Raw genomic sequence first — 21,955 nt, 5'->3', positions numbered from 1 at the left:
AACTGAAAATCTGTCATTATGTGTTTAATTGAATGAGAAATTTTGGCAGAAAAAAAGCCATTCAAAATTCGAATGGCTTTATATACTTTCTTTAAAAATTAGTTTTTCTTTCCTGCCGCCTGCATAGGATTGATCTTTCCATTAGCAGCTCCGCGTACGGCACCTTCCTGTTTTTGTTTGAAAACCTGAAACTTCGATGTCGGTTCCGGCACTTCTCCCCAGAAATTGTTTGAGGTATCGATGTCTGCGGTTTCGCGCATCGGGTCGAGTTGGATCGATTTTAATTTCTTGTCGAAATAATACGTTTTAGAAACTTTCTGTTCGTTCTTTCTCCAGATCTGTGCAGAAGATTTATCGTTTAATTTACTTCCGTCTTCAAAAGTAAATTCCAGAATAATCGGCATTACCAAACCTCCTTTGTTGCTGAAATCAATTTGATAAGCATAGACTTTTTCTAATTTCGATTTCTCTTTTTGAGGTACATTCTCAAAATTATCCATCTTCATTTTATATTCTTTTTTCGTATCTACTTTTTCCTGACCACGATTGTAACGCCAGTAGAAATCCTGGGATTCTTTATCGGTATCGGTATAGAAAGTGATGGTTTTATCTTCTCTGTTTCTGATTTTTGAAATATCTTCAAAATCACTTTGCAACGGTTTTTCAACCGTATAAGTAACTTCTCTGGTTTTCGGGGCAGAATCTAAATCCGGCGAAGCAACCGTAACCTTATCAATAGAAATATCGACAGGATCGATGCCATAAAACCAACCGCGCCAAAACCAATCGAGATTTTCAGCACTTGCATCATTCATCGTACGGAAAAAATCTGCCGGTTCAGGATGTTTGAAAGCCCATCTTTTGGAATAGGTTTTAAAAGCTTTATCAAAAAGTTCTCTGCCCATAATGGTTTCACGGAGAATATTCAGTCCGGTCGCAGGTTTTGAATACGCATTTGGTCCGAACTGCACAATATTTTCGGAATTGGTCATGATAGGCTCCAACTGATCTTTGGGCAACTTCATATAATCGACAATCTCATACGCAGGACCACGTCGGGAAGGGAATTTGTTATCCCATTTCTGCTCCGTCAGATATTCTAAAAAAGTATTTAAACCTTCATCCATCCAGGACCACTGTCTTTCGTCGGAATTAATGATCATCGGGAAAAAGTTATGGCCGACTTCATGAATAATCACGCCGATCATTCCGTTCTTAATGCCTTCAGAATAAGTTCCGTCTTTTTCAGTTCTTCCGTAATTAAAACAGATCATCGGATATTCCATTCCGTTTGCCGCCTCGATGGACTGCGCAACGGGATAAGGGTAAGGAATACTGAATTCAGAATAAGTTTTGATGGTATGAGCAACCGCGCGGGTTGAAAATTTCCGGTAAAGACCATACGCTTCTTTCGGATATAAACTCATCGCCATGACCTCATTGTTATTTTCAGGAATCGTAACTTTCATTCCGTCCCAAATAAATTTTCGCGAAGAAGTCCAGGCAAAATCACGGACATTTTCGGCCTCAAATTTCCAGATTTTTCTTTCTTTGGATTTGCTTTTTTCCGCTTTTTTCGCTTCGTCTAAAGTTACAATTTCCAAAGGTTCATTTGCGTTTTGAGCCTGTTTCCATCTTGCAAGTTGTGCCGAAGTTAAAACCTGCTCATAATTTTTACCCGTTCCTGTTGCAGCCACAATATGATCTGCAGGAACATTCATGGCAACTTTATAATTACCGAAAACCAAAGCAAATTCGCCCCGCCCGGTAAACTGATTATTCTGCCAACCTTTGAAATCGCTGTAAACACACATTCTCGGAAACCACTGGGTGATGGTATATAGATCATTCCCATCTTCCGGGAAAAATTCATAGCCGCCGCGACCGCCCATTTTAATCCGGTCTGGTATATTATAATTCCAGTCAATTTTAAAAGTGATCTTCTCACCTTTCTTCAAAACTGTCGGAAGATCGATGCGCATCATGGTTTTATTGACGATATATTTCAAAGGTCTTCCTGAAGCATCGGTAACTTTTTCTAAATTTACGCCGTAACCATTATCTTTTTCCGGTAAATCAGTAGCTTTTAGTCCGTCAGACGTTACCAATTTCGGCAATGTAGATTCTGATTGGTAGCCCGCATTTTTCACGGATGACTGCTCATTTTCGTCCAGCTGAAGCCAGAGATACTCTAAATCATCGGGGGAATTATTAAAATAAGTAATGGTTTCTGAAGCTTTCAAATTTCTTTTGTCTTCATCCAGAAATGCGGTAATGTCATAATCGGCTCGGTTTTGCCAATAGCCTTGCCCCGGAGCTCCCGAAGCGGTTCTGTACACATTCGGAGTTGGTAAAACAGTACCCAGCTGTTCAAACTTATTCCCGTGATTGCTTTTAGGATTGTTTTGAATATCCTGTGCGGAAATTCCCAAAGGAATAAAAAGGGAGAAAATGAGATATTTTAAATTCATTGTAAAAAGAAGTTTAAGTAATAGTATTCAAAACTAAGAATTCGTTACAAAAAAGGGATTATAAATAAAAACTTTAACATTTTAAAACGGAATTCTTTCCAAAGCCATTTTTAAAGAAAGTGCAAAAACAGCCGAGGAAACAAACAGAATCCAGTCTTTTTTGTTGACTTTAAAAAGGTTAAGCAACAGAAACTGAACGATTAAAATTACCACAACGACAACTATTTGCCCCAATTCCAGACCAATATTGAAACCCAAAAGCGGCAGAAAAATATGCTGTTCATTTGCCATCATCATTCTTGCAGTATTCGCAAATCCCATCCCGTGAATCAATCCAAAAAACAGAGCGAGATAATAATTCATTTTCATTAAATTATTTTGTCTGTTCCTCATTAAAATATTGTCCAGCGCAGTAATCACAATGGTGAGCGGAATCAAAAATTCAACCCATTTCCCCGACACCCGGACAACATCTAAAATACTTAACGCCAAAGTAATGGAATGACCAACCGTAAAAGCGGTCACAATCCACAAGATTTTTTTCCAGTCCCTTAAAGAATAAACCGCCACCAAGACCAAAACAAAAAGCTGATGATCAAGGGCATCCAACGAAATAATATGTTCCCAACCAAGGTTTAAATAAAACAAGAAGTCTGTCATTAAATTTTTTTTGTAAAAATAACATTATTGTAAAGAAAAACAAGATTATACATCATGAAAACCATATTTAACCACAAACAATACAATCATTTCAAAAATCTGGTGACAATGTTGCAATACTTAATAAATTTTAATAGTTTTGATCACAATAAAAATTGTTAATATGAAGAAAAAACTATTCTCTTCCCTATGGAATAACCATCTGATTAAGCGCCATTGGCATATGGACAAAGGGCAAAAAGCTTTAATCTTGATCTTTTTGTTATTTTTCGGTTCTGTTTTCGGGCAGTTCCAAAAAATGGACTATAAATTTGAAAAACTGATCGAAGAAAATAGAAACACTTCTCAAACTGCACAGAAGTTAAGTAGTTTCGCAAAAGACTTACACCTTGATCAACATCTCGTTGTAACTGGAAAAGGAGCACAGACCATGTATTCTTGTATTGTTTATACAGAGCATCCTGAAAAATTAAAAGCAACCGGAATCCTGGTACAAAGTACGCTGCCAAAGTTTGTAACCGCTTTGGTAACGATTGATGATTTAGAAAAAATGGCTCAAATGAAGGATGTTATTTCCATCATTTCACCAGAATTTGATGAATTGCATAATGATACCAGCCGTATTCAGTCGGGAGCAAATCTACTTCAACAAGGAGTATTAAATAACACGAATTACAACGGTGAAGGAGTTTTAGTTGGGATTTATGATACGGGAATAGACTGGAAACACCCTGATTTTAGAGATCCGAACGACCCTACTAAAAGTAGAATTATAAGCATTTGGGATCAGACCCTAACGAAAACCGGTGCAGAAGTCAGTCCTGAAGGTTTTGCAAAAGGAGTCGAATATACCAAAGTACAAATCGAAGATGAATTAGATGGCACCCCTGCAAATTTTGTAAGACAAAAAGACATCAATGGTCATGGAACACATGTTTCAGCAACGGCTGCTGGAAACGGGGCTGCTTTTGCGGATAAAAGACACAGAGGATTTGCTCCTAACGCAGGAATCGTTTTTGTAAAAGGTGGGGACGGGTCATTCCCTCAAGCAAATACAATTGATGCAATTACTTACTTTCAAAATGTTGCGACCGCTCTCAACAAGCCCATCGTTTTCAACATGAGTATTGGTGGTCAGGGAAGCGCTCATGATGGAACTTCTCCACATGAAATTGCAATTGATGAATTCACTACGTCAGGTCCTGGCCGTGTTGCTGTAATTTCTGCCGGAAATGATTATGGAACAAATATTCATAGAAAAGTTAATATTGACCCTAGTTCTACAGGAGCTTTCAGCATTACTGCAGGAAGTAGCACTTCACTTTCATCTGTATTTTCTTTTTATATGTATGGAAGCAATGACAATGATGTGACAGCAAAATTAACTACACCAGATGGTGGTGTTTATCTTTCTCCATCTGGAGCCACGACTTCGCATTCTATTCAAGGTGGAAAATTCACGGCTCTTGTCTACAACTGGGTTTCATCTGCAAATTATAAAAGATATGTGCAGGTTGTAATTACAAGAAACACAGGAACTACAGATAACAGTCAAGGTCTTTATACCATGGAACTTACCAACAACGGTTCTACCCCGATGATGGTTCACGGGTATAAGGTTACGGAAGGTGCCGCTTCAACCTTAACAGATGCGGACAACGAATATATTGTGGGTTCACCCGGTAATTCAACAAAAGCAATTACGGTTGCTTCTTATATTGCAAGGCTAACCTCTTATAAATCAAACGGTACTCCTGGAGGATATACTCTTACAAATAATTTGGCAGAAAACATTTCCTCATTTAGTGCACAAGGACCGAGAGCAGACGGTTTCCAAAAGCCTGACATTACAGCTTCCGGACAGTATGTAATTTCTGCAATGTCTTCAGACGCGATGTTAGCAGCAACTTCTTCTGATAATATTGATGGAACTTATTACAAAAAAAACCAAGGAACAAGCATGTCTGCACCAGGTGTTGCGGGGGCGGTAGCATTGCTGCTACAAGCCAATCCTAATATAACTGCTGCAGAAGTAAAAGCAAAACTTACGGCAAATGCACGACAAGATGCTATGACAGGAACTATTCCTAATCCGAGATGGGGATTCGGTAAATTAGATATTTATAAAACTGTGGCAGACGAAATCGGGTGTCAAACTTCTGAGACAGAAACAATTGCTTACGATGAGCAGTTCTACATCAGTACTCAAGATAGCAATACCACTTCTACCAATTATGTATTTGCGGTAAAATACACTCCTACAATTACAGGAAAATTAGGATCTGTACTATTTTACACGGGTTCCGGAGCATCAGGTGATATTCCGGTTACGGTTGCAATAAGAACGGTAGTAGATGGCAAGCCAGGACAGGTTTTGGCTTCCAGGACTTTCAATTCTCTTCTAAACGATTTCCAAAGAAGCGCCTGGAACTCTGTAGACTTTAGTCAGTTTGGACTTTCAGTTACAACAGGAAAGGATTTTTATGTTACCATTGATGCTTCGGGTGGAGCAATGTCATTAAGAAGAGAAAACATCAACTTAGACAATAGAAGTATGTTCTCTACTGATGCCGGAACAACTTGGACTTTGTCAACATCTGATTACAGAATTAGAGCAATGGCTTATGAAGATAAACCTCAAATTAAAGCATTAGCCACGCAAAATGAAACAGTTTCTTTCTTGGCGGCAGAAGGTAAAAACTACGCAACTACAAATTGTAATTTGCTCGGGATGGTAGAAAAAACGGCTATCAATACGATCACGGGAAATGTTACGGCAAAAGTTTGGTTGACCAATCCGGAATCAACCTATGTTGCAAGAAGATACGAAATTACGCCAGAAACCAACCCAACCACTGCTACCGGAAGGGTTACCTTGTACTTTACACAATCCGAATTTGATGCTTACAATGCAATAAATACTGTAAAACTTCCTACTTCACCGACCGATGAAGCAGGAAAAGCAAATGTCTTAATCGATAAATTCTCTGGAACAAGTTCTGATAATTCAGGAACAGCTACATCTTACACCAACGGGTTTGTAACTTTAACTCCAGGCATTGAAAACGTGAAATGGAATCCTACTTACAAATATTGGGAAGTAACAGTTGACACAACAGGATTCAGTGGATTCTTTGTGAGAACAAGTTCTTCTTTATTAGCAGCGACAAATGCAAAACAGGATCAAGTGGTGATTTATCCAAATCCGGTTAAAGACGTACTGAATATTGACCTTAAATCAAACCACGGAAACGTGAAAATTTTCGACTTATCAGGAAAAGTTGTTAAAACAGCTACCGTAAATAATTCTGGTTCAGTTGATGTTTCTAAACTTTCAAAAGGAATGTATATTGTAGAAATTACAACCGACGGAAAAGCTAAAGTGACGAAGAAAATTATTAAAGAATAAATTCATTTCTTTAATTTATATTGAAGTGGCAGTCGAAAGATTGCCACTTTTTTTATCTTTGTTTAAAATTGTCTCTCCATGATATTTAAAAGATTCCTTTTATTTTGTGCAACTGCCTTTCTAGTGCTGAGTTTAAGCTCCTGGTCAACAAGAATTCATCCTTATCACGTTGGTTCCGTTGAATTTAATTACAATCCAACATCCAAAACTTTTGAAATTACGGGGAAATTTTTTCTGGATGATCTGGAAAATGCACTGAAAGAAAAATACGGAAAACCAGTTCATTTTGATGATGCCAAATACAAACAGCAGATTAATGAATTACTAAAGAAATATTGCGAAGAATACCTGAAAGTAAAAACAGACAATAAATTCTTGAAAATCAATTATATCGGCTTTGAGGAAAACAGTGAATCAGTCAATATTTACTTAGAATCTGAAACGCTTAATCCACCCAAAAAGGTAGAAGTTGCAGTGAGTTTGCTCTATAATTTTTTTGATGACCAGATGAATATCATTCATATCATCGTGAACGGAAAAAGGGAAAGCGACAAACTGAATTATCCGAACCGGTATTTGTATAAAATCTTTTAAAACTCAGAATTTACTTTTTGAGCATACTCGAAAAGGTCGGGGAAAAACCGATCAAAATGTTTTTGCAGTTGCGGTTTGTTCGCCAGAAACAATTGAAAAACAGGTAAATCTTTCTCCAGATATTTGGCTTTATTCAATACATTCTGCATCGAATATTTGATTCCCCAATCTTCCTTGTAATTATAAAGCCAATTGTCTTTTTCCATACCATCGACCATCCTTATTAATTTTTCCGGAAGCATTTCCTGATATTTCCGTAAAACCCGATAAACCCGTTCGGCGTGATTTTTCAAAACCTCATCGGCTAAAGAATTTGCCAGAAAATAATCCATCGACACATCCACAAAAGCACCGGCATACAATCTTACAAGCGGACTGAATATTTTCTTCGCCTCACTGATTTCCGGATGAGCATCGGTAAAAGTATCGATTTCCCGGTGCAACGTAATTCCCTGCTGGATTTTTTCGGGGAAAGAAAAGCGGTCTCTGTTCGGAATCACATCTTCCAAAAACTGACCAACGATCTGTTCATCGGTAAAGGCTAGATAGGAATGGGCGAGGTAATTCATTTTTTATATTTGGGGAGCGCTGTTAGAGCTTCGAGCTCTAACAGCGCTTTTCGTTTTACACCTTATAATTTTGCAAAGCCAGTTTAAAATTATCTTTGTCATTAAATAAACAAACCACTTCTAAACGCTCAACAAATAAGCAGCTCTCATTTAATATTTCACCCACAGATGAATACGGATAACTTAAAAAATCATTTGTTATTTTATGTTTTGCGGGATTCTTATTAATATATAGAATAGTATTGATGAGTTGCTGCTCCGAGGTCATTTTTTTTCTTCGGAACGGCAATTCGAAAAGCTTCCCCGTTCTGCCAAAATGCTTGTTGATGGCCTGAGAATAACTATTAAAAGTATTTGAAAATTGCTGACTAATGATTGATTCAATATGCGAGTTTTCTTTTTCCGGAAATTTCAATCTTATTAGTTCTTCGCTTTTTATTCTCACCAGGAGATGAAAATGATTCTGCAATAAACAATAGCTGTGAATTTCAGCAACAGGTTTTACTTTTTCTGAAATAAGTTTTAGAAAATAAAGATAATTCTGATGATTGAAAAAGAGTTTTCCTCCATTTATTCCTCTGTTATAAATGTGATAAAAATGGTCCGGTTCTAAAAGGGAAATGTCTTTTTTCATAATCTAATAATAGTAAGCGCTGTTAGAGCTTAAAGCTCTAACAGCGCTCCTTACGTTATCAAAACAGCCGTTCATGAAAATCCTCAATCTTACTCACTTCTTCCACAATAATCCCATATTTCTTTTTCGGAATTTTATTTAAATTAGAAACAAATATTTTCTCATAACCCAATTTCTCCGCTTCCGAAATCCTTTGTTCAATCTGCGGAATCGGACGGATTTCTCCGCTCAACCCGATTTCTCCGGCAAAACAGAAATGTTCCGATATTGCAATATCTTCATTCGAAGAAAGAATCGAAGCGACCACCGCCAAATCCAAAGCCGGATCTCCCGTTTTTATTCCGCCCGTAATATTCAGGAAAACATCTTTTGCGCCCAACTGAAAACCAGCTCTTTTTTCTAAAACCGCCAAAAGCATATTGAGCCTTTTCGAGTCAAAACCGGTGCAGCTTCTTTGCGGCGTTCCATAAACTGCGGTACTTACCAAAGCCTGAATTTCTATCAGCATCGGCCGGTTTCCTTCTAAAGTTACCGCGACAGAATTCCCGGAAAGTTCTTCGAATTTCTTGGTAATCAAAATCTCAGAAGGATTTTTGATCTCCTTTAAACCTTGCGAAACCATTTCATAAATCCCGATTTCGGCGGTGGAACCAAAACGGTTTTTACTCGCTCTCAACAATCGGAATAAATGATTTCGGTCGCCGTCAAAATTCAGCACCACATCTACCATGTGCTCCAAAACTTTCGGACCGGCGATCTGACCGTCTTTTGTAATATGTCCGACTAAAAAAGTCGGTGTATTGGTTTCTTTAGAAAATTTAATGATCTCGTTCGAACACTCGCGAATCTGCGAAACCGTTCCGGGCGAACTTTCGATGAGTTGACTTTGCAAGGTTTGAATAGAATCGACGATCAAAAAATCCGGCTTCAGTTTTTTTGCTTCGTGCAGAATCTTTTCTACCGAAGTTTCGGTAAAAAGAAAACAATTCGGATTTTGCAGCTCTGTCAGTCGGTCGGCACGCATTTTTATCTGCGACGCGCTTTCCTCACCCGAAACATAAAGAATCTTCTTCTTCATTTTCAAAGCGAGTTGAAGCAACAGCGTAGATTTCCCGATTCCCGGTTCGCCACCGATTAAAGTGACGGAGCCTAAAACAATTCCGCCACCGAGAACGCGGTTCAGTTCTTCAGAAGGCGTTGTAATCCGGGGTTCTTCAAAAGTTTCGACCTCGATAATATTGATGATATGCTGTTTCGAGCGGTCGGTAAAACTTTTTGTGACTGATTTTTCCACAATTTCTTCCACCAAAGTATTCCACTCCTCACAATTCTTGCACTGTCCGAGCCACTGCGGATACTGCGTTCCACAATTTTGACAGACGTATGCCGTTTTCACTTTTGCCATGTTGCGAATTTCCCGCTTTTTTTTGAATTATTAAGATTTCAGCAAAAAAAATAACCGCTAAAAAGCGGCTATTGAGATTTGTAATAGAAAATATTAGTTGGCTACGATGTTTACGGTAACTTTAATAGCATCACCGGTTTTCACGCCCATGAAACCAGGTCTTTCAATTCCGTACGTTGACAATTTCATATTTTCCGTACCTGTTATATGATAAGATGCGCCGTTTTTCGTAACGGTAACAGGAAAGTTCACCTCTTTGGTAACCCCTGCGATCGTCATTTTACCTGCTAAATTTCCTTTTCCAACGGTTAATGTTGGTGCAGCAAAGATAATATTGGGGAATTTGTCGGATTTCAACGCGCCATACGCCTTGTTATCCATCATTTTTCCTTTGGTGCTTTTCAGGCTTTTTACCGGCATTGTGAACTTCACATTGGTAATGGTGTTTCCGCTGGCATTTCCTGTGAAGCTCGCTTCAGATCCGTTCATCACCCAATCATGCATTGGTGAAGTCCCGGCAATATTAACTGTTGTAGATTTTCCCGTAATGTTTTGTGCATTTACAAAACCAACAAGCGTTAAGGCAACTAATACAAGAATTGATTGTAATGAATTTTTCATTTTTTTAATATTTAACAGTTACTGAAGTGTAACTATAGTTTAGAGCTCAATTACCAGACCAAGTTAAACATGTTTCAGCCTTTTACGGAGTGACAAATCTCATGTGTCATACCTGAGAACATTTCATCTGAAATGAATGTATTTAATTAAATTTTGAACTAACCTAATTGCCCCGTTAAACTTTTTACGCTAACTTTGCCCAAACCTAAACTAATGAGCAAAAAGAACACGAAATACATCTTCGTCACTGGCGGTGTAACCTCTTCTTTAGGCAAAGGAATCGTCTCTGCTTCACTTGGCTTACTGCTGAAATCGAGAGGATTCAATGTCACCATCCAAAAGCTTGATCCTTACATTAATATCGATCCGGGAACACTAAATCCCTATGAACACGGAGAATGTTACGTGACCGAAGACGGCGCAGAAACCGATTTGGATCTCGGACATTACGAAAGATTCCTGAATTCCAATACTTCTCAAAACAATAATGTAACAACCGGTAAAATTTACCAAACCGTTATTGAAAAAGAAAGAAAAGGGGACTTCCTGGGAAAAACCGTGCAGGTTATTCCCCATATTACCAACGAAATTAAGCGCCGCATAAAAATGCTGGCCAAGCAGAACTACGACATCATCATCACCGAAATTGGCGGAACCGTAGGCGATATCGAATCCCTTCCTTATATAGAAAGTGTTCGTCAGCTAAAATGGGAACTGGGCGAAAATAATTCAATGGTAATTCACCTGACTTTGTTGCCATATCTGGCGTCCAGTGGAGAATTGAAAACAAAACCTTCCCAACATTCTGTCCGCCAGCTGATGGAATCAGGGATTCAGGCTGATGTTCTGGTTTGTAGAACGGAGCATATTATCCCGAAAGAACAGCGGATGAAGTTGGCTCAGTTCTGTAACGTAGCTTTGGAAAACGTGATTGAATGTAAAGATCTGGAAACCATTTATGAAGTTCCTCTTTATTTGCAAAAACAGGATTTCGATGATGTCGTTTTAAAAGAACTGAATCTAAAATCTGACAAACAGGCTGATTTAAAAGACTGGAAAACTTTCCTTAAAAAATACAAAAACCCGAAAAAATCAGTTGAGATTGCTTTGGTCGGGAAATATGTTTCGCTGCAGGATTCCTACAAATCTATCGCCGAAGCTTTTATTCATGCAGGGGCCGATCTGGAAACTGAAGTAAAAGTAAGATGGGTGTACAGTGGTGAACTCGACAATGGAAATGTTGCAGAAACATTTGCAGGAATCGATGGAATGCTGATTGCTCCAGGATTTGGGGACCGGGGAATTGAAGGAAAAATCGCCGCGGCGAAATATGCCAGAGAACATAATATTCCACTTTTGGGAATTTGTTTGGGAATGCAGATCATGACGATCGAATTTGCACGGAATATTCTTGGTCACAAGAAAGCCAACTCTATGGAATTTGACACATCCACGCCTGAACCTGTAATTTCTTTAATGGAAGATCAAAAAAATGTGGTTGAAAAAGGCGGAACCATGAGATTAGGAGCCTGGAAATGCACTTTGAAAACCGGCTCAAAACTGAATGAAATTTACGGCACGAAAAATATTTCGGAAAGACACCGTCACCGATATGAATTCAATTCGGAATACCGGGATGAATTTGAAAAAAACGGTTTGATTCCAACAGGTTTCAATCCCGAAACCGAGCTGGTCGAAACGCTTGAACTGAAAGACCATCCTTTTTATATCGGAGTACAATATCACCCGGAATACAAAAGTACGGTTGCTTCGCCACATCCTTTATTCAAGGCACTGATTAAGGCATCTACAAAAAAATAAGACAAGGAGATAAAAGACAAAATGTTTTTTATCTCTTTTGTTTTTAAATCATTAGTCAAAAAAATTCTTCATTGCCAAAAATTTCAGTATTTTTGTCACCCAAAATTAAAAGGGAAGAAACTGATAAATTTCAAACCCCAAATTTTAAAATTCAAATAAATAAAAATGCAGCAAAATAACGGTTTAGATAAAAATCAATTGATCATCTTCGCACTGTTTTCAATGATTATTATGGGCGCAATGTTTTACTTTCAAAACAAGCAGGCCACTGAGCAACAATTAAAAGAAGCCAAAAACAAAACCGAGGTAAAGCAAACAGCGCCAGCTACCGCCACAAAACCAGCCATGGTTACCAACCTGAACGACAGCGTAAAAACCACATCAATACAGCAGGTAGAGCTGAAAAACAAAGAACTGACTTTAGGAATTTCGACTTTGGGTGGTCAACTTACTACCGTTGAATTAAACCAGTATAAAGCTTACGATAAAAAAAACGATGTCAATGATAAGAAGCTTCTGCTTTTTGATAAAAACAACTCATCGTACGGTTTTCAGTTTAAAGATAAATCAGGAAAAACCTTTAACACTAAAGATTTAGTTTTTGCTCCGACTCAAAACGGAAATTCGGTAACGATGCAGGCTAATGTGAACGGAGCGGTGATACAGTTCATTTATACGTTATTGGATAAATATACCGTTGACTTTAATGTAAAAACGCAAAATCTGGCGCAACTGGTTTCTGATTCCAAAGCAGATTTCATCTGGGATCTCAGTGCAAGGCAAATGGAAAAAGGCCGTTCTCAGGAGCAGACCCACACCGAATTCAATTATGCTTTTAATGATTATAAAAGTTTTGATTACGACGGCAGAACCACAATGGAAGAGCCAAAAGAAACGCTGAACTGGCTGGCAATTAAACAACAGTTTTTCGCAATGGTTATTGAACCGCAGCACGGTTTCAAAAACACCCACGGCTCACAAGATACAGTCGACGAAGGTGAGTTTGTTAAAAAATTCAATTTCAATGGCCAGGTTGATTTAGCCGCAGGCGAATTGAATCAGGATTTTAAATGGTATTTTATGCCACTGGATTTACCTTTATTAAAATCTTACGATAAAAACTTTGATGAATTACTTCCTTTAGGTTGGTCATTTATCGGAACACTGAACAGATGGTTCTTTATCCCGATGTATAATTTAATTTCAAGTTGGGGACTGGCAGCAGGCTGGGTTATTTTCCTGATGACGATTATCGTGAAAATCATTTTGTCACCGGTGATGTTTAAACAACATAAACTGAGTGCAATGATGCGGGTAATTCGTCCGGAAATTGACGAAGTAAATGCCAAATATAAGAATGCGGATCCCATGAAAAAACAGCAGGAAACAATGGCTGTTTATCGAAAGGCCGGTGTAAATCAAATGGCGGGCTGTCTGCCGGGATTAATCCAGGTTCCGATTTTCTATGCTTTGTTCCGTTTCTTCCCGAATATGATCGATCTGCGGGGAAAAAGTTTTTGGTTCGCTAAGGATTTAACCGCTTACGATGATGTGATTAAACTGCCATTCAGTGTTCCATTATTAGGAGACCATTTAAGTATTTTCGCAATAGCGTGTACGGTGGTGATTTTAATCTATACGGTAATGACAGCAGGAAACATTCAGCAACCGACTCAGGAAGGAATGCCGAATATGAAAGTAATCATGTACATCTTCCCGATTACCTTCCTGTTTTTCTTAAATACCTCCGCATCAGGTTTATCTTGGTATTATTTTGTATCGAATGCCATTAATATTTTAATTATTTTGGTCATTAAATATTGGATTCTGGATGAGAAGAAAATACATGCTCAAATTCAGCAGAATAAAACCAAAGAACCAAAACCTGAGGGGAAATTCCAGAAAAGAATGCGTGAAATGATGGAAAAAGCACAGGAACAACAGAAAGTGCAGCAGCAGTCAGGAAAGAAAAAATAAAATAAAACATTTCAATAAAAAAACGGAAGAAATCAATCTTCCGTTTTTTTATTGAAATATTTACCAGGCAATTGTTTATTACTGAATTAAAATTGACAAAGAAGTCGAAAATGGATTACCGCAAAAAAGCCAATCGGATTTATGAAGATGAACAGTCAAATTTAAGACGGGAAAAGTCAGAAGAACTTTAGCCCTGGCAAACCAGTGGTGTAGCTCTTTCAGGATAACCATTTATGTATCGTTATATCAGGATTGATTAGTTATTTGTAAAGTGAGTTCAGGCCAGGCCACTCTATAGATTCTTTTGCAATACCTATGTGACATTTGCATCCATCTCCAATATACCTCCAATAAAAATCCAATATAAATCCAATAAATTATTGGAGAAATAGTGGTGATATAATGCTTTTTATTTGGATCGGTGGCCAAAGAAATACGTTTAGGGTCAAAAGATAGGAACTTCAGAAAATGACTTCTAAAGGACAGTCTAACAACTGCTGAAACGCTATACCAAATTTAAAAAAAAAGCAGCAAACTGAGCGGTAATTTCGAATATTTAAGGGGGCAGGATGTGCTTTACCGCAAAAGCCTAGGGAGAACTTTACGGTTTTATAACAGACAAAATAGGCGTGATGACCTGCTATTTAATAAGTGAGCATCTCATTAATATCGGTTTTAATGGGGTAAATAACATGATCTTCTTCTCTGTAATCCAGTCTGAAGGATTTGCGGTGATGAACGGTTGGTCCATATTTAACCAAAGCCTCCCGGTGTTGTTTGGTAGCGTAACCCATATTTTTGTTCCAACCATATTCTGGGAATTCTTCATGCAATTCGATCATCAGCTGATCGCGGTAATTTTTTGCTAAAATAGAAGCGCACGCAATCGAAAGAATTTTAGAATCACCTTTTACAATACATTGATGTGGAAGCAACTGATAAGAATGAAACCGGTTTCCATCGATTAAAAGAAGTTCCGGACGTATTTTCAGATGATCTAAAGCCAGATGCATTGCATGAATACTTGCATTTAAGATATTATGCTCATCAATAAAGGCTGGGGAAAGCTGTGCGATGGCAAAATCTTTCACATTATTTTTAATATAATCATCCAAATACATCCGGGTCTTAAATGTTAATTTTTTAGAATCATTAACCAAATTTTGGTTAAAATTTTCATCGAGTATAACCGCCGCAGCAACGACAGGTCCGCAGAGACACCCTCTGCCGACTTCATCGCAACCTGCTTCTAAATAACTGCCGGAGAAGGTTTTTAATAATTCCATTAAATTGATTATAACTGTAAAACTATAAAATTTTTAAGAATTAATTAACAAAAAGTTTGGTCATATTGCAAAAAGTTTGCACTTTTGTTGTAATGAAAAAATTTAATTTGATATGAAGAAACTAACAACAAGCGTTTTAGCTGTAGTTTTGACTGCGTCATTTGCTTTGGTAAATGCACAGAAAAAAGACACGATCAAAACGCAAGATATCGAAGGAGTCGTAGTAACGGCTTTGGGTATCAAAAGAGAGAAAAAATCGCTAGGTTATGCTTCTCAAGAAGTTAAATCTGATGCTCTATCAGACGGAACCACTAACACTGGAAACATTGCATCGCAACTTTCCGGTAAAGTAGCAGGTCTTAGCGTTATTGCCAACAGTAACTTTGCCGGATCTGCCAATATGGTGATCAGAGGTATCAAAGGTGTTGCTGGTAGTAGCCCATTGGTAGTAATCGACGGTACTCCTGTTAACAACGACTCTACTTTTGGATTTGGGAAAGATTTTGGTAATGCATTGTCTGACATCAACCAGGAAGACATCGCTTCAATCAACGTATTGAAAGGTGCAGCAGCATCTGCACTTTACGGTGAAAGAGGTCTGAACGGTGTAATTCTAATTACTACTAAAAATGGTAGAGGTGGTGAGGACGGATCTTGGGGAGTAAGCTGGACATCAGGTGTTCAGGCAGGATTTATCGACAAAAGCACTTTCTTGAAATACCAGGATAAGTATGGTGCAGGATATGAGCAAGATTTCTACACTGAAGCCCCAGCGGCGGATGGGCACCCTTATGCCAACTTTGCAGAAGATGCATCTTGGGGTCCTAAGTTCGATCCAAGTTTGCTCGTTTACCAATGGGATTCATTAGACCCAACTTCTCCTAACTATGGAAAAGCAACTCCGTGGGTAGCAGCGAAAAATGGTCCGATTAAATTCTTTGAAACCCCATTTACTTTTAGTAATACTGTTACTTTAGAAAAAGGATCAAAAGGCCAAAACATCATGTTCTCTTATGACAACATGACTTCAAGCGGATTGATGCCAAATTCTAAAATGTCTAAAAATACGTTTACTTTAAAAACGAATTATGACTTCACTCCCAAGTTACACGGTTCATTCTTTAGCACTTTAAATCTACAAGATACTAAAGGTAGAAACACAACTGGATATAGTGATAATATCGTAACCAATTTCAGACAGTGGTGGCAAACTAACGTAGATGTTCTTTCTTTGAGAGACGCTTACTTAAGAAATAGTGGGGCGAATGGTACCGCAGCAAATAACTACGGTAACGTAAGCTGGAACCCTAAAAGTTCTAGCAACCCTAACCCCATTTTCTGGAATAATCCCTACTTCCAGGTATATGAGAGCTACCCTACTGATAAAAGAACAAGATCTTTCAGTATCGCAAGTTTAACGTATGACCTTACGAAAAACATCAACTTGATGGGTAAAGTAAGTCATGACAGAACTAACTTAAGTATTGATGATCGCTTAGCGATAGGTTCACTAGCACAAACATTCGGTGCTGCAGGAAATGACATTGGATCTGGATACGGAAGACAGGACATCACTAAGACAGAGACTAACTACGACGTAATGGCTAGTTACAAATTCGACGTTACTGATAATGTTAACCTAAGTGGTGTTGTAGGAGGTACTGTACGAAGAAACAGTTACAATTCAATCTATGCTACGACCGAAGGAGGATTAGTACTAAGAAACATTTACAGTTTAGCCAATGGTGCGGCTCCGGGCTTAGCTCCATCGGAAACTGAATATATCACTCAAACTAATTCAGGATACGCTTCAGCTTCACTTGACCTCTACAAAATTTTATATGTAGATGGAACTTACAGAATTGATCAAAGTTCAACACTTCCTGCTGGAGACAATGTATACAGATACGGATCTGTCACAGGTGCATTAATTTTATCAGAATTGGTTAAAACTGATTGGTTAAAATTCTGGAAAATCAGAGCCAACTACGCGGAAGTAGGAGGAACAGCTGATCCATACCAGTTAGATTATTACTACGGTGCAGCAGGTTTCTTTGGTAATGTTGGTATGTCTGGAAGTCAAACTCGTCAACCAAACAATCAGTTAAAACCACAAAGAGCAAAAGAATTTGAATTTGGTACAGAAGGAAGTTTATTTAACAACAGAGTTACTTTTGATGTTGCTTATTATAAAACTAAAACGATTAATCAAATTCTTACATTGCCAATTTCTTCCGGTTCGGGTTTAAGCTCAGCTTCAATCAACGCAGGTCGAATTGACAACTGGGGATACGAAGTTCAATTAGGTTTTGTACCAGTTAAAAATGCTAATTTCACCTGGAATATTGACGCTAACTGGTCACAAAACAGAAACGAAGTTGTAGAATTACTTCATAATGATGTTACCGATGTATCAAACGTATTATTAGCTTCATACCAAGGCGGTGTTTCTCTTAATGCAAGAGAAGGAGAAGCTTGGGGAACTTTAGTAGGTTCTGACTACGTTTACCTTAATGGAGAAAAAGTGATTAACGCAAGTACAGGTTATTATTTACGTCAAGGAAACCAAATTATTGGAAATGTAACCCCTGATTGGTTAGCAGGCGTAAGAAACAGCATGAACTATAAAGGTGTTTCTTTAAGTTTCTTAATCGATGTAAGACATGGTGGTGATGTATTCTCTACCGATATGTACTATGGACTTGCTACAGGGTTACCTGAGGAAACAGCAACCGGCAACGTTAGAGAAGCAGGAGTTATATGGCCTGGTGTTAATCCTAATGGAAACGTAAACACCACTAACACTGCTAACCCAATGGATTTTGGTTCATTAGATGGATATGCAAGAATGCCAAATAAGAGATTCGTTTATGACGGTTCTTATGTTAAACTAAGAGAAGCTGCTATTGGATATACCTTACCTCAGTCCCTTTTAGCTGGAACTTTCGTTAGAGATGCAAAAATCTCTTTAGTGGGAAGAAACTTGTGGATTATCAGTAAAAACTTACCTTACGCAGATCCTGAAAACATGGTAGGCGGTGGCAACAGATCATACGGCTGGTCTATTGGATCTCTACCAACAACGAGAGACATCGGATTAAATGTTACTTTAAAATTCTAAGATTACAACAATGAAAAAATTACTTAATAAACTTATCATAGGTGCCTTGGCTGCAATAAGCCTCACCTCTTGTCAAAGAGACTTGCTTTCTTTGAACAATGACCCAAAGCACCCATCAGTTTTGCCGTCGGCAACGCTCTTAGCGATGGGCCAACAGCAGTTCTTCTATTCAGCTTTTACTGGAAGTGTGAATTTTAACAATTACAGATTCTTTGTTCAACAATGGGCAGAAGTAACTTATACAGACGAAACAAATTATGACTTGGTCACAAGAAACCAACCTCGTAATCACTGGAACAGAATGTATGTTAATTCCTTAAACAACTATGAAACTGCTAAGAAAAACCTTCCTTCTGAAGCAGTAGCTACTGAAGTAGAAAGAACAAACAGAATGGCTACTTTAGAAATTTCTCAGATTGCTGTTTGGGAAAACCTGGTAGATACTTATGGAAACATCCCTTATTCTGAAGCCTTAAATGCAGCTGATGGTAGTTTTGCCCCAAAGTATGACGATGCAAAAGCCATCTATACCAGCCTTTTAGCGAGAATTACAGCAGTTGTTGCTACTATTGACGAAAGCAAAAAAGGGTACGATTCAGGCGATTTGGTCTATAATGGAAATATGACAAAATGGAAACATTTGGCAAACTCTATTAAATTAAGACTGGGAGTAAATTTAGCTTCTGCTAGTACTACTGTAGATGCTACGGCCAAAACGGCAATCGAAACAGCAATCGCAAGTGGTGTAATCGCTTCTAATGATGAAGCATACTCACTAAAATTTCCAGGTGGAACTTATAGTAATCCAGTTTATGATGATTTAGTTGCTTCCAACAGAGATGACTTTATTCCAAGTGAATTAGTGATCAATATGATGAAAGGTAAAAATGATCCGAGAATGGCAACATGGTTTACCAAAGTGGGTGGAAATTATGTTGGTGGGGTTTTCGGAGACAAAAATCCTTTTGCTTCCTATTCTCACATGAGCAGTTTCTTCTTAGCACCAACTGCGCCTGCAAATTTGTTAAGCTACGAAGAGATCCTGTTTATGAAAGCTGAAGCTGCTGCAAGAGGTTACTCTGTTGGAGGTACAGCTGCTTCATTCTACGATCAGGCAGTTACAGTATCAATGACATTGAATAATGTTAGTTCTGCAGATGCTGCTGCTTATCTAGTTGCACATCCATATGATGCTGCAAACTGGAAAAAATCGATTGGCGAAGAAGCATACATCGCTATGTTTAACAAACCTTTCGCTGCATGGTTATTTTCAAGAAGATTAGACCAACCAGTTTTTGTTAATCCTAAAAACTCTAAAACAGATGGTGTTCCAGTAAGAATGCCTTATTCTGACCAGGAATACGTTCTTAATAAAGCTAATGTTAATGCTGCTGCAACTGCAATCGGTGGAGACAAAGCAACTACTAAACTATTCTGGGATAAATTCTAATATTTATTTAAAGAATTAATCTAAACCACTCCTCGGAGTGGTTTTTTTATTTCCGTATATTTGTCATTCAAAATAAAACCATGAACATTAAAGAAATCATCCAAAATAAAGTTGCTGAAATCATCGAAACCGTTTTTCAAATTGATGATGTGAATCAGAGAAATAACATCACCCTCGATGTTCAGCAAAATAAATCTGAATTCGAAGGTGACTTTACGATTGTTACTTTTCCGCTGGTCAAAATTTTAAAAAGAAGTCCGGATACTATCGCTATGGAATTAGGCGATGCTTTTACCACCCAGTCCGACTTTGTCGAAAGCTATAATGTGGTGAAAGGGTTTCTTAATTTGAAAATTAAAAATAATTTCTTCTTAGAAAACTTCCATTCCATCGAAGAGAATTTTGATAAAAAAGAAGCAAAAAACCAAACCGTAATGGTGGAATATTCTTCACCAAACACCAATAAACCGCTGCACCTTGGTCATATCCGGAATAACCTTTTAGGATATTCTGTGGCGCAGATATTAAAAGAAGACGGTTATAATGTTATTAAAACCCAGATCATCAACGACCGCGGAATCCATATCTGCAAATCGATGCTTGCCTGGCAGAAATCCGGAACCAATGAAACACCAGAATCTACCCGCCTTAAAGGAGATAAACTCGTGGGCAACTATTATGTCGCTTTTGACAAAGAGTATAAAAAAGAAATTGCGGAATTAGTCGAAAAAGGTTACGAAGAAGAAGTAGCCAAAAAACAGGCACCGATCATTTTAGAAGCTCAAAAAATGCTTCTCGATTGGGAGAAAGGTGACGAAACGGTCAAAAAGCTTTGGTCAGAAATGAATTCCTGGGTGTATGACGGTTTTGCGCAAACCTATAAACGACTGGGCGTTGATTTCGATCAGGTTCAGTATGAAAGCAACACTTATCTTTTAGGAAAAGATCTCATTCAGGAAGGTTTAATTAAAGGAGTTCTTTACAAAAAAGAAGACGGCTCGGTTTGGTGCGATCTTTCAGAAGAAGGTTTAGATCACAAATTACTGCTTCGTGGAGATGGAACTTCGGTTTATATGACCCAGGATTTAGGAACTGCTGTTCAGCGTTTCAAGGAAAACTCAATCCAGAAATTAATTTATACCGTCGGAAACGAACAGGATTACCACTTCGATGTATTGTTCAAAATTCTCAAAAAACTAGGCTACGACTGGGCAGAAAATCTTTTCCATCTTTCCTATGGAATGGTTGAACTTCCCGCAGGCAAAATGAAATCCCGCGAAGGAACCGTGGTCGATGCTGATGATTTGATGCAGGAAATGTATGATACCGCAAAAGAAAAAGCACAGGAACTGGGTAAACTGGAAACTTTATCGGACGACGAAAAAGAAAAATCCTACGAAACAGTCGGCTTAGGTGCACTGAAATATTTCATGCTAAAAGTGGATCCCAAGAAAAAAATGTTGTTTAATCCCGCTGAAAGTATCGACTTTGCTGGGAATACAGGACCATTTATTCAGTATACTTACGCCAGAATCCAATCTTTATTGGCGAAAGCGGACTATAAAAAATCAACCGTGTCCGATTACGAACTCAATGCTTCAGAAAAGGAATTGGTGATGAATCTTTCCAATTTCAAAGAAGTGGTTTCCAGAGCTGCGGAAACTTTGTCGCCGGCCCTCGTCGCAAACTATGTATATGATGTGGTAAAATCATATAACTCCTTCTATCAGAACAATCCGATTCTAAATCAAGAAGACGAAAACGCGAAAAACTTCCGCTTGGAATTATCAGAACTTACCGGTAAAACAATCAAAAAAGGCTTGGAGCTTTTAGGGATCGGAACTGTAAATAGAATGTAATAGTTGGGCGTGCCACTTCGTTTCCATCGTTGAGCGTTGTTAGGGCTTTAAGCCCTAACAGCGCTTCGCAAAGGGAAT

At 38.2% G+C, this 21,955-nt stretch carries 14 protein-coding genes; 7 read left to right on the top strand and 7 right to left on the bottom strand.

Features of this window, described 5'->3' with window-relative positions:
- Positions 1–98 precede the first annotated feature (98 nt).
- Both QF004_RS03225 and QF004_RS03220 read right to left on the bottom strand, forming a co-directional pair.
- Complete coding sequence (locus QF004_RS03225) at positions 99–2,471, bottom strand: M1 family metallopeptidase (RefSeq protein WP_307422629.1); 2,373 nt, start codon at positions 2,469–2,471, stop codon at positions 99–101.
- An 81-nt stretch (positions 2,472–2,552) separates the two neighbouring features.
- Positions 2,553–3,131 carry a HupE/UreJ family protein gene (locus QF004_RS03220; protein ID WP_307422626.1) on the bottom strand — a complete coding sequence of 193 codons (579 nt, stop codon included), beginning with the start codon at positions 3,129–3,131 and terminating at the stop codon, positions 2,553–2,555.
- A gap of 163 nt (positions 3,132–3,294) precedes the next feature.
- On the opposite strand from QF004_RS03220, the gene QF004_RS03215 reads away from it, so the two are divergent.
- Both QF004_RS03215 and QF004_RS03210 read left to right on the top strand, forming a co-directional pair.
- Entirely contained in the window at positions 3,295–6,540 is a 3,246-nt protein-coding gene (locus tag QF004_RS03215; protein WP_307422623.1) for a S8/S53 family peptidase, read from the top strand.
- A 78-nt stretch (positions 6,541–6,618) separates the two neighbouring features.
- Entirely contained in the window at positions 6,619–7,134 is a 516-nt protein-coding gene (locus QF004_RS03210; RefSeq protein ID WP_307422620.1) for a DUF6702 family protein, read from the top strand.
- On the opposite strand, the gene QF004_RS03205 is transcribed toward QF004_RS03210, so the two are convergent.
- The 4 genes from QF004_RS03205 to QF004_RS03190 form a co-directional block, all read right to left on the bottom strand.
- Positions 7,131–7,703: an ACP phosphodiesterase gene (locus QF004_RS03205; RefSeq protein ID WP_307422617.1), complete on the bottom strand. Its 573-nt coding sequence runs from the start codon at positions 7,701–7,703 to the stop codon at positions 7,131–7,133. The genes QF004_RS03210 and QF004_RS03205 overlap by 4 nt on opposite strands.
- Positions 7,704–7,758: 55 nt before the next feature.
- Positions 7,759–8,337, bottom strand: coding sequence for a transposase (locus tag QF004_RS03200; protein WP_307422615.1), 579 nt, complete (start codon positions 8,335–8,337; stop codon positions 7,759–7,761).
- Positions 8,338–8,395: 58 nt separating this feature from the next.
- Complete coding sequence (gene radA / locus QF004_RS03195) at positions 8,396–9,742, bottom strand: DNA repair protein RadA (protein ID WP_307422612.1); 1,347 nt, start codon at positions 9,740–9,742, stop codon at positions 8,396–8,398.
- Positions 9,743–9,835: 93 nt separating this feature from the next.
- Entirely contained in the window at positions 9,836–10,363 is a 528-nt protein-coding gene (locus QF004_RS03190) for a YceI family protein (protein ID WP_133439456.1), read from the bottom strand.
- Between the two features lie 213 nt (positions 10,364–10,576).
- On the opposite strand from QF004_RS03190, the gene QF004_RS03185 reads away from it, so the two are divergent.
- Positions 10,577–12,184 carry a CTP synthase gene (locus QF004_RS03185; RefSeq protein ID WP_133439455.1) on the top strand — a complete coding sequence of 536 codons (1,608 nt, stop codon included), beginning with the start codon at positions 10,577–10,579 and terminating at the stop codon, positions 12,182–12,184.
- 165 nt (positions 12,185–12,349) lie between these two features.
- Positions 12,350–14,161 (top strand): membrane protein insertase YidC, encoded by a 1,812-nt coding sequence (gene yidC / locus QF004_RS03180; protein WP_133439454.1) that lies wholly within the window; start codon positions 12,350–12,352, stop codon positions 14,159–14,161.
- A 644-nt stretch (positions 14,162–14,805) separates the two neighbouring features.
- Here yidC and QF004_RS03175 read toward each other — a convergent pair.
- Positions 14,806–15,447 carry a ribonuclease HII gene (locus QF004_RS03175; protein WP_307422607.1) on the bottom strand — a complete coding sequence of 214 codons (642 nt, stop codon included), beginning with the start codon at positions 15,445–15,447 and terminating at the stop codon, positions 14,806–14,808.
- 112 nt (positions 15,448–15,559) lie between these two features.
- Between QF004_RS03175 and QF004_RS03170 the strand changes: the two genes are divergently transcribed.
- The 3 genes from QF004_RS03170 to argS all read left to right on the top strand — a co-directional run bounded on the left by QF004_RS03170 (position 15,560) and on the right by argS (position 21,877).
- The gene (locus tag QF004_RS03170) at positions 15,560–18,568 is read left to right on the top strand and encodes a SusC/RagA family TonB-linked outer membrane protein (RefSeq protein ID WP_307422604.1); all 3,009 of its coding nucleotides are present in this window, start codon (positions 15,560–15,562) and stop codon (positions 18,566–18,568) included.
- Between the two features lie 10 nt (positions 18,569–18,578).
- On the top strand, positions 18,579–20,018 hold the full coding sequence (locus QF004_RS03165) for a SusD/RagB family nutrient-binding outer membrane lipoprotein (protein ID WP_307422601.1): 1,440 nt from the start codon (positions 18,579–18,581) through the stop codon (positions 20,016–20,018).
- 80 nt (positions 20,019–20,098) lie between these two features.
- Positions 20,099–21,877, top strand: coding sequence for an arginine--tRNA ligase (argS, locus tag QF004_RS03160; protein WP_307422598.1), 1,779 nt, complete (start codon positions 20,099–20,101; stop codon positions 21,875–21,877).
- The last annotated feature ends 78 nt before the right edge of the window (positions 21,878–21,955 follow it).

The organism is Chryseobacterium sp. MDT2-18 (genome assembly GCF_030815285.1).
Lineage (GTDB): Bacteria > Bacteroidota > Bacteroidia > Flavobacteriales > Weeksellaceae > Kaistella > Kaistella salivictor.
Note: the sequence above shows the minus strand (reverse complement) of the source record. Positions and strands in the feature narration are given on the sequence as shown.

Coding starts and splice junctions, on each gene's coding strand:
- QF004_RS03225 (WP_307422629.1), bottom strand. CDS start 2,471: ATGAATTTAAAATATCTCATTTTCTCCCTTTTTATTCCTTTGGGAATT.
- QF004_RS03220 (WP_307422626.1), bottom strand. CDS start 3,131: ATGACAGACTTCTTGTTTTATTTAAACCTTGGTTGGGAACATATTATT.
- QF004_RS03215 (WP_307422623.1), top strand. CDS start 3,295: ATGAAGAAAAAACTATTCTCTTCCCTATGGAATAACCATCTGATTAAG.
- QF004_RS03210 (WP_307422620.1), top strand. CDS start 6,619: ATGATATTTAAAAGATTCCTTTTATTTTGTGCAACTGCCTTTCTAGTG.
- QF004_RS03205 (WP_307422617.1), bottom strand. CDS start 7,703: ATGAATTACCTCGCCCATTCCTATCTAGCCTTTACCGATGAACAGATC.
- QF004_RS03200 (WP_307422615.1), bottom strand. CDS start 8,337: ATGAAAAAAGACATTTCCCTTTTAGAACCGGACCATTTTTATCACATT.
- radA (WP_307422612.1), bottom strand. CDS start 9,742: ATGGCAAAAGTGAAAACGGCATACGTCTGTCAAAATTGTGGAACGCAG.
- QF004_RS03190 (WP_133439456.1), bottom strand. CDS start 10,363: ATGAAAAATTCATTACAATCAATTCTTGTATTAGTTGCCTTAACGCTT.
- QF004_RS03185 (WP_133439455.1), top strand. CDS start 10,577: ATGAGCAAAAAGAACACGAAATACATCTTCGTCACTGGCGGTGTAACC.
- yidC (WP_133439454.1), top strand. CDS start 12,350: ATGCAGCAAAATAACGGTTTAGATAAAAATCAATTGATCATCTTCGCA.
- QF004_RS03175 (WP_307422607.1), bottom strand. CDS start 15,447: ATGGAATTATTAAAAACCTTCTCCGGCAGTTATTTAGAAGCAGGTTGC.
- QF004_RS03170 (WP_307422604.1), top strand. CDS start 15,560: ATGAAGAAACTAACAACAAGCGTTTTAGCTGTAGTTTTGACTGCGTCA.
- QF004_RS03165 (WP_307422601.1), top strand. CDS start 18,579: ATGAAAAAATTACTTAATAAACTTATCATAGGTGCCTTGGCTGCAATA.
- argS (WP_307422598.1), top strand. CDS start 20,099: ATGAACATTAAAGAAATCATCCAAAATAAAGTTGCTGAAATCATCGAA.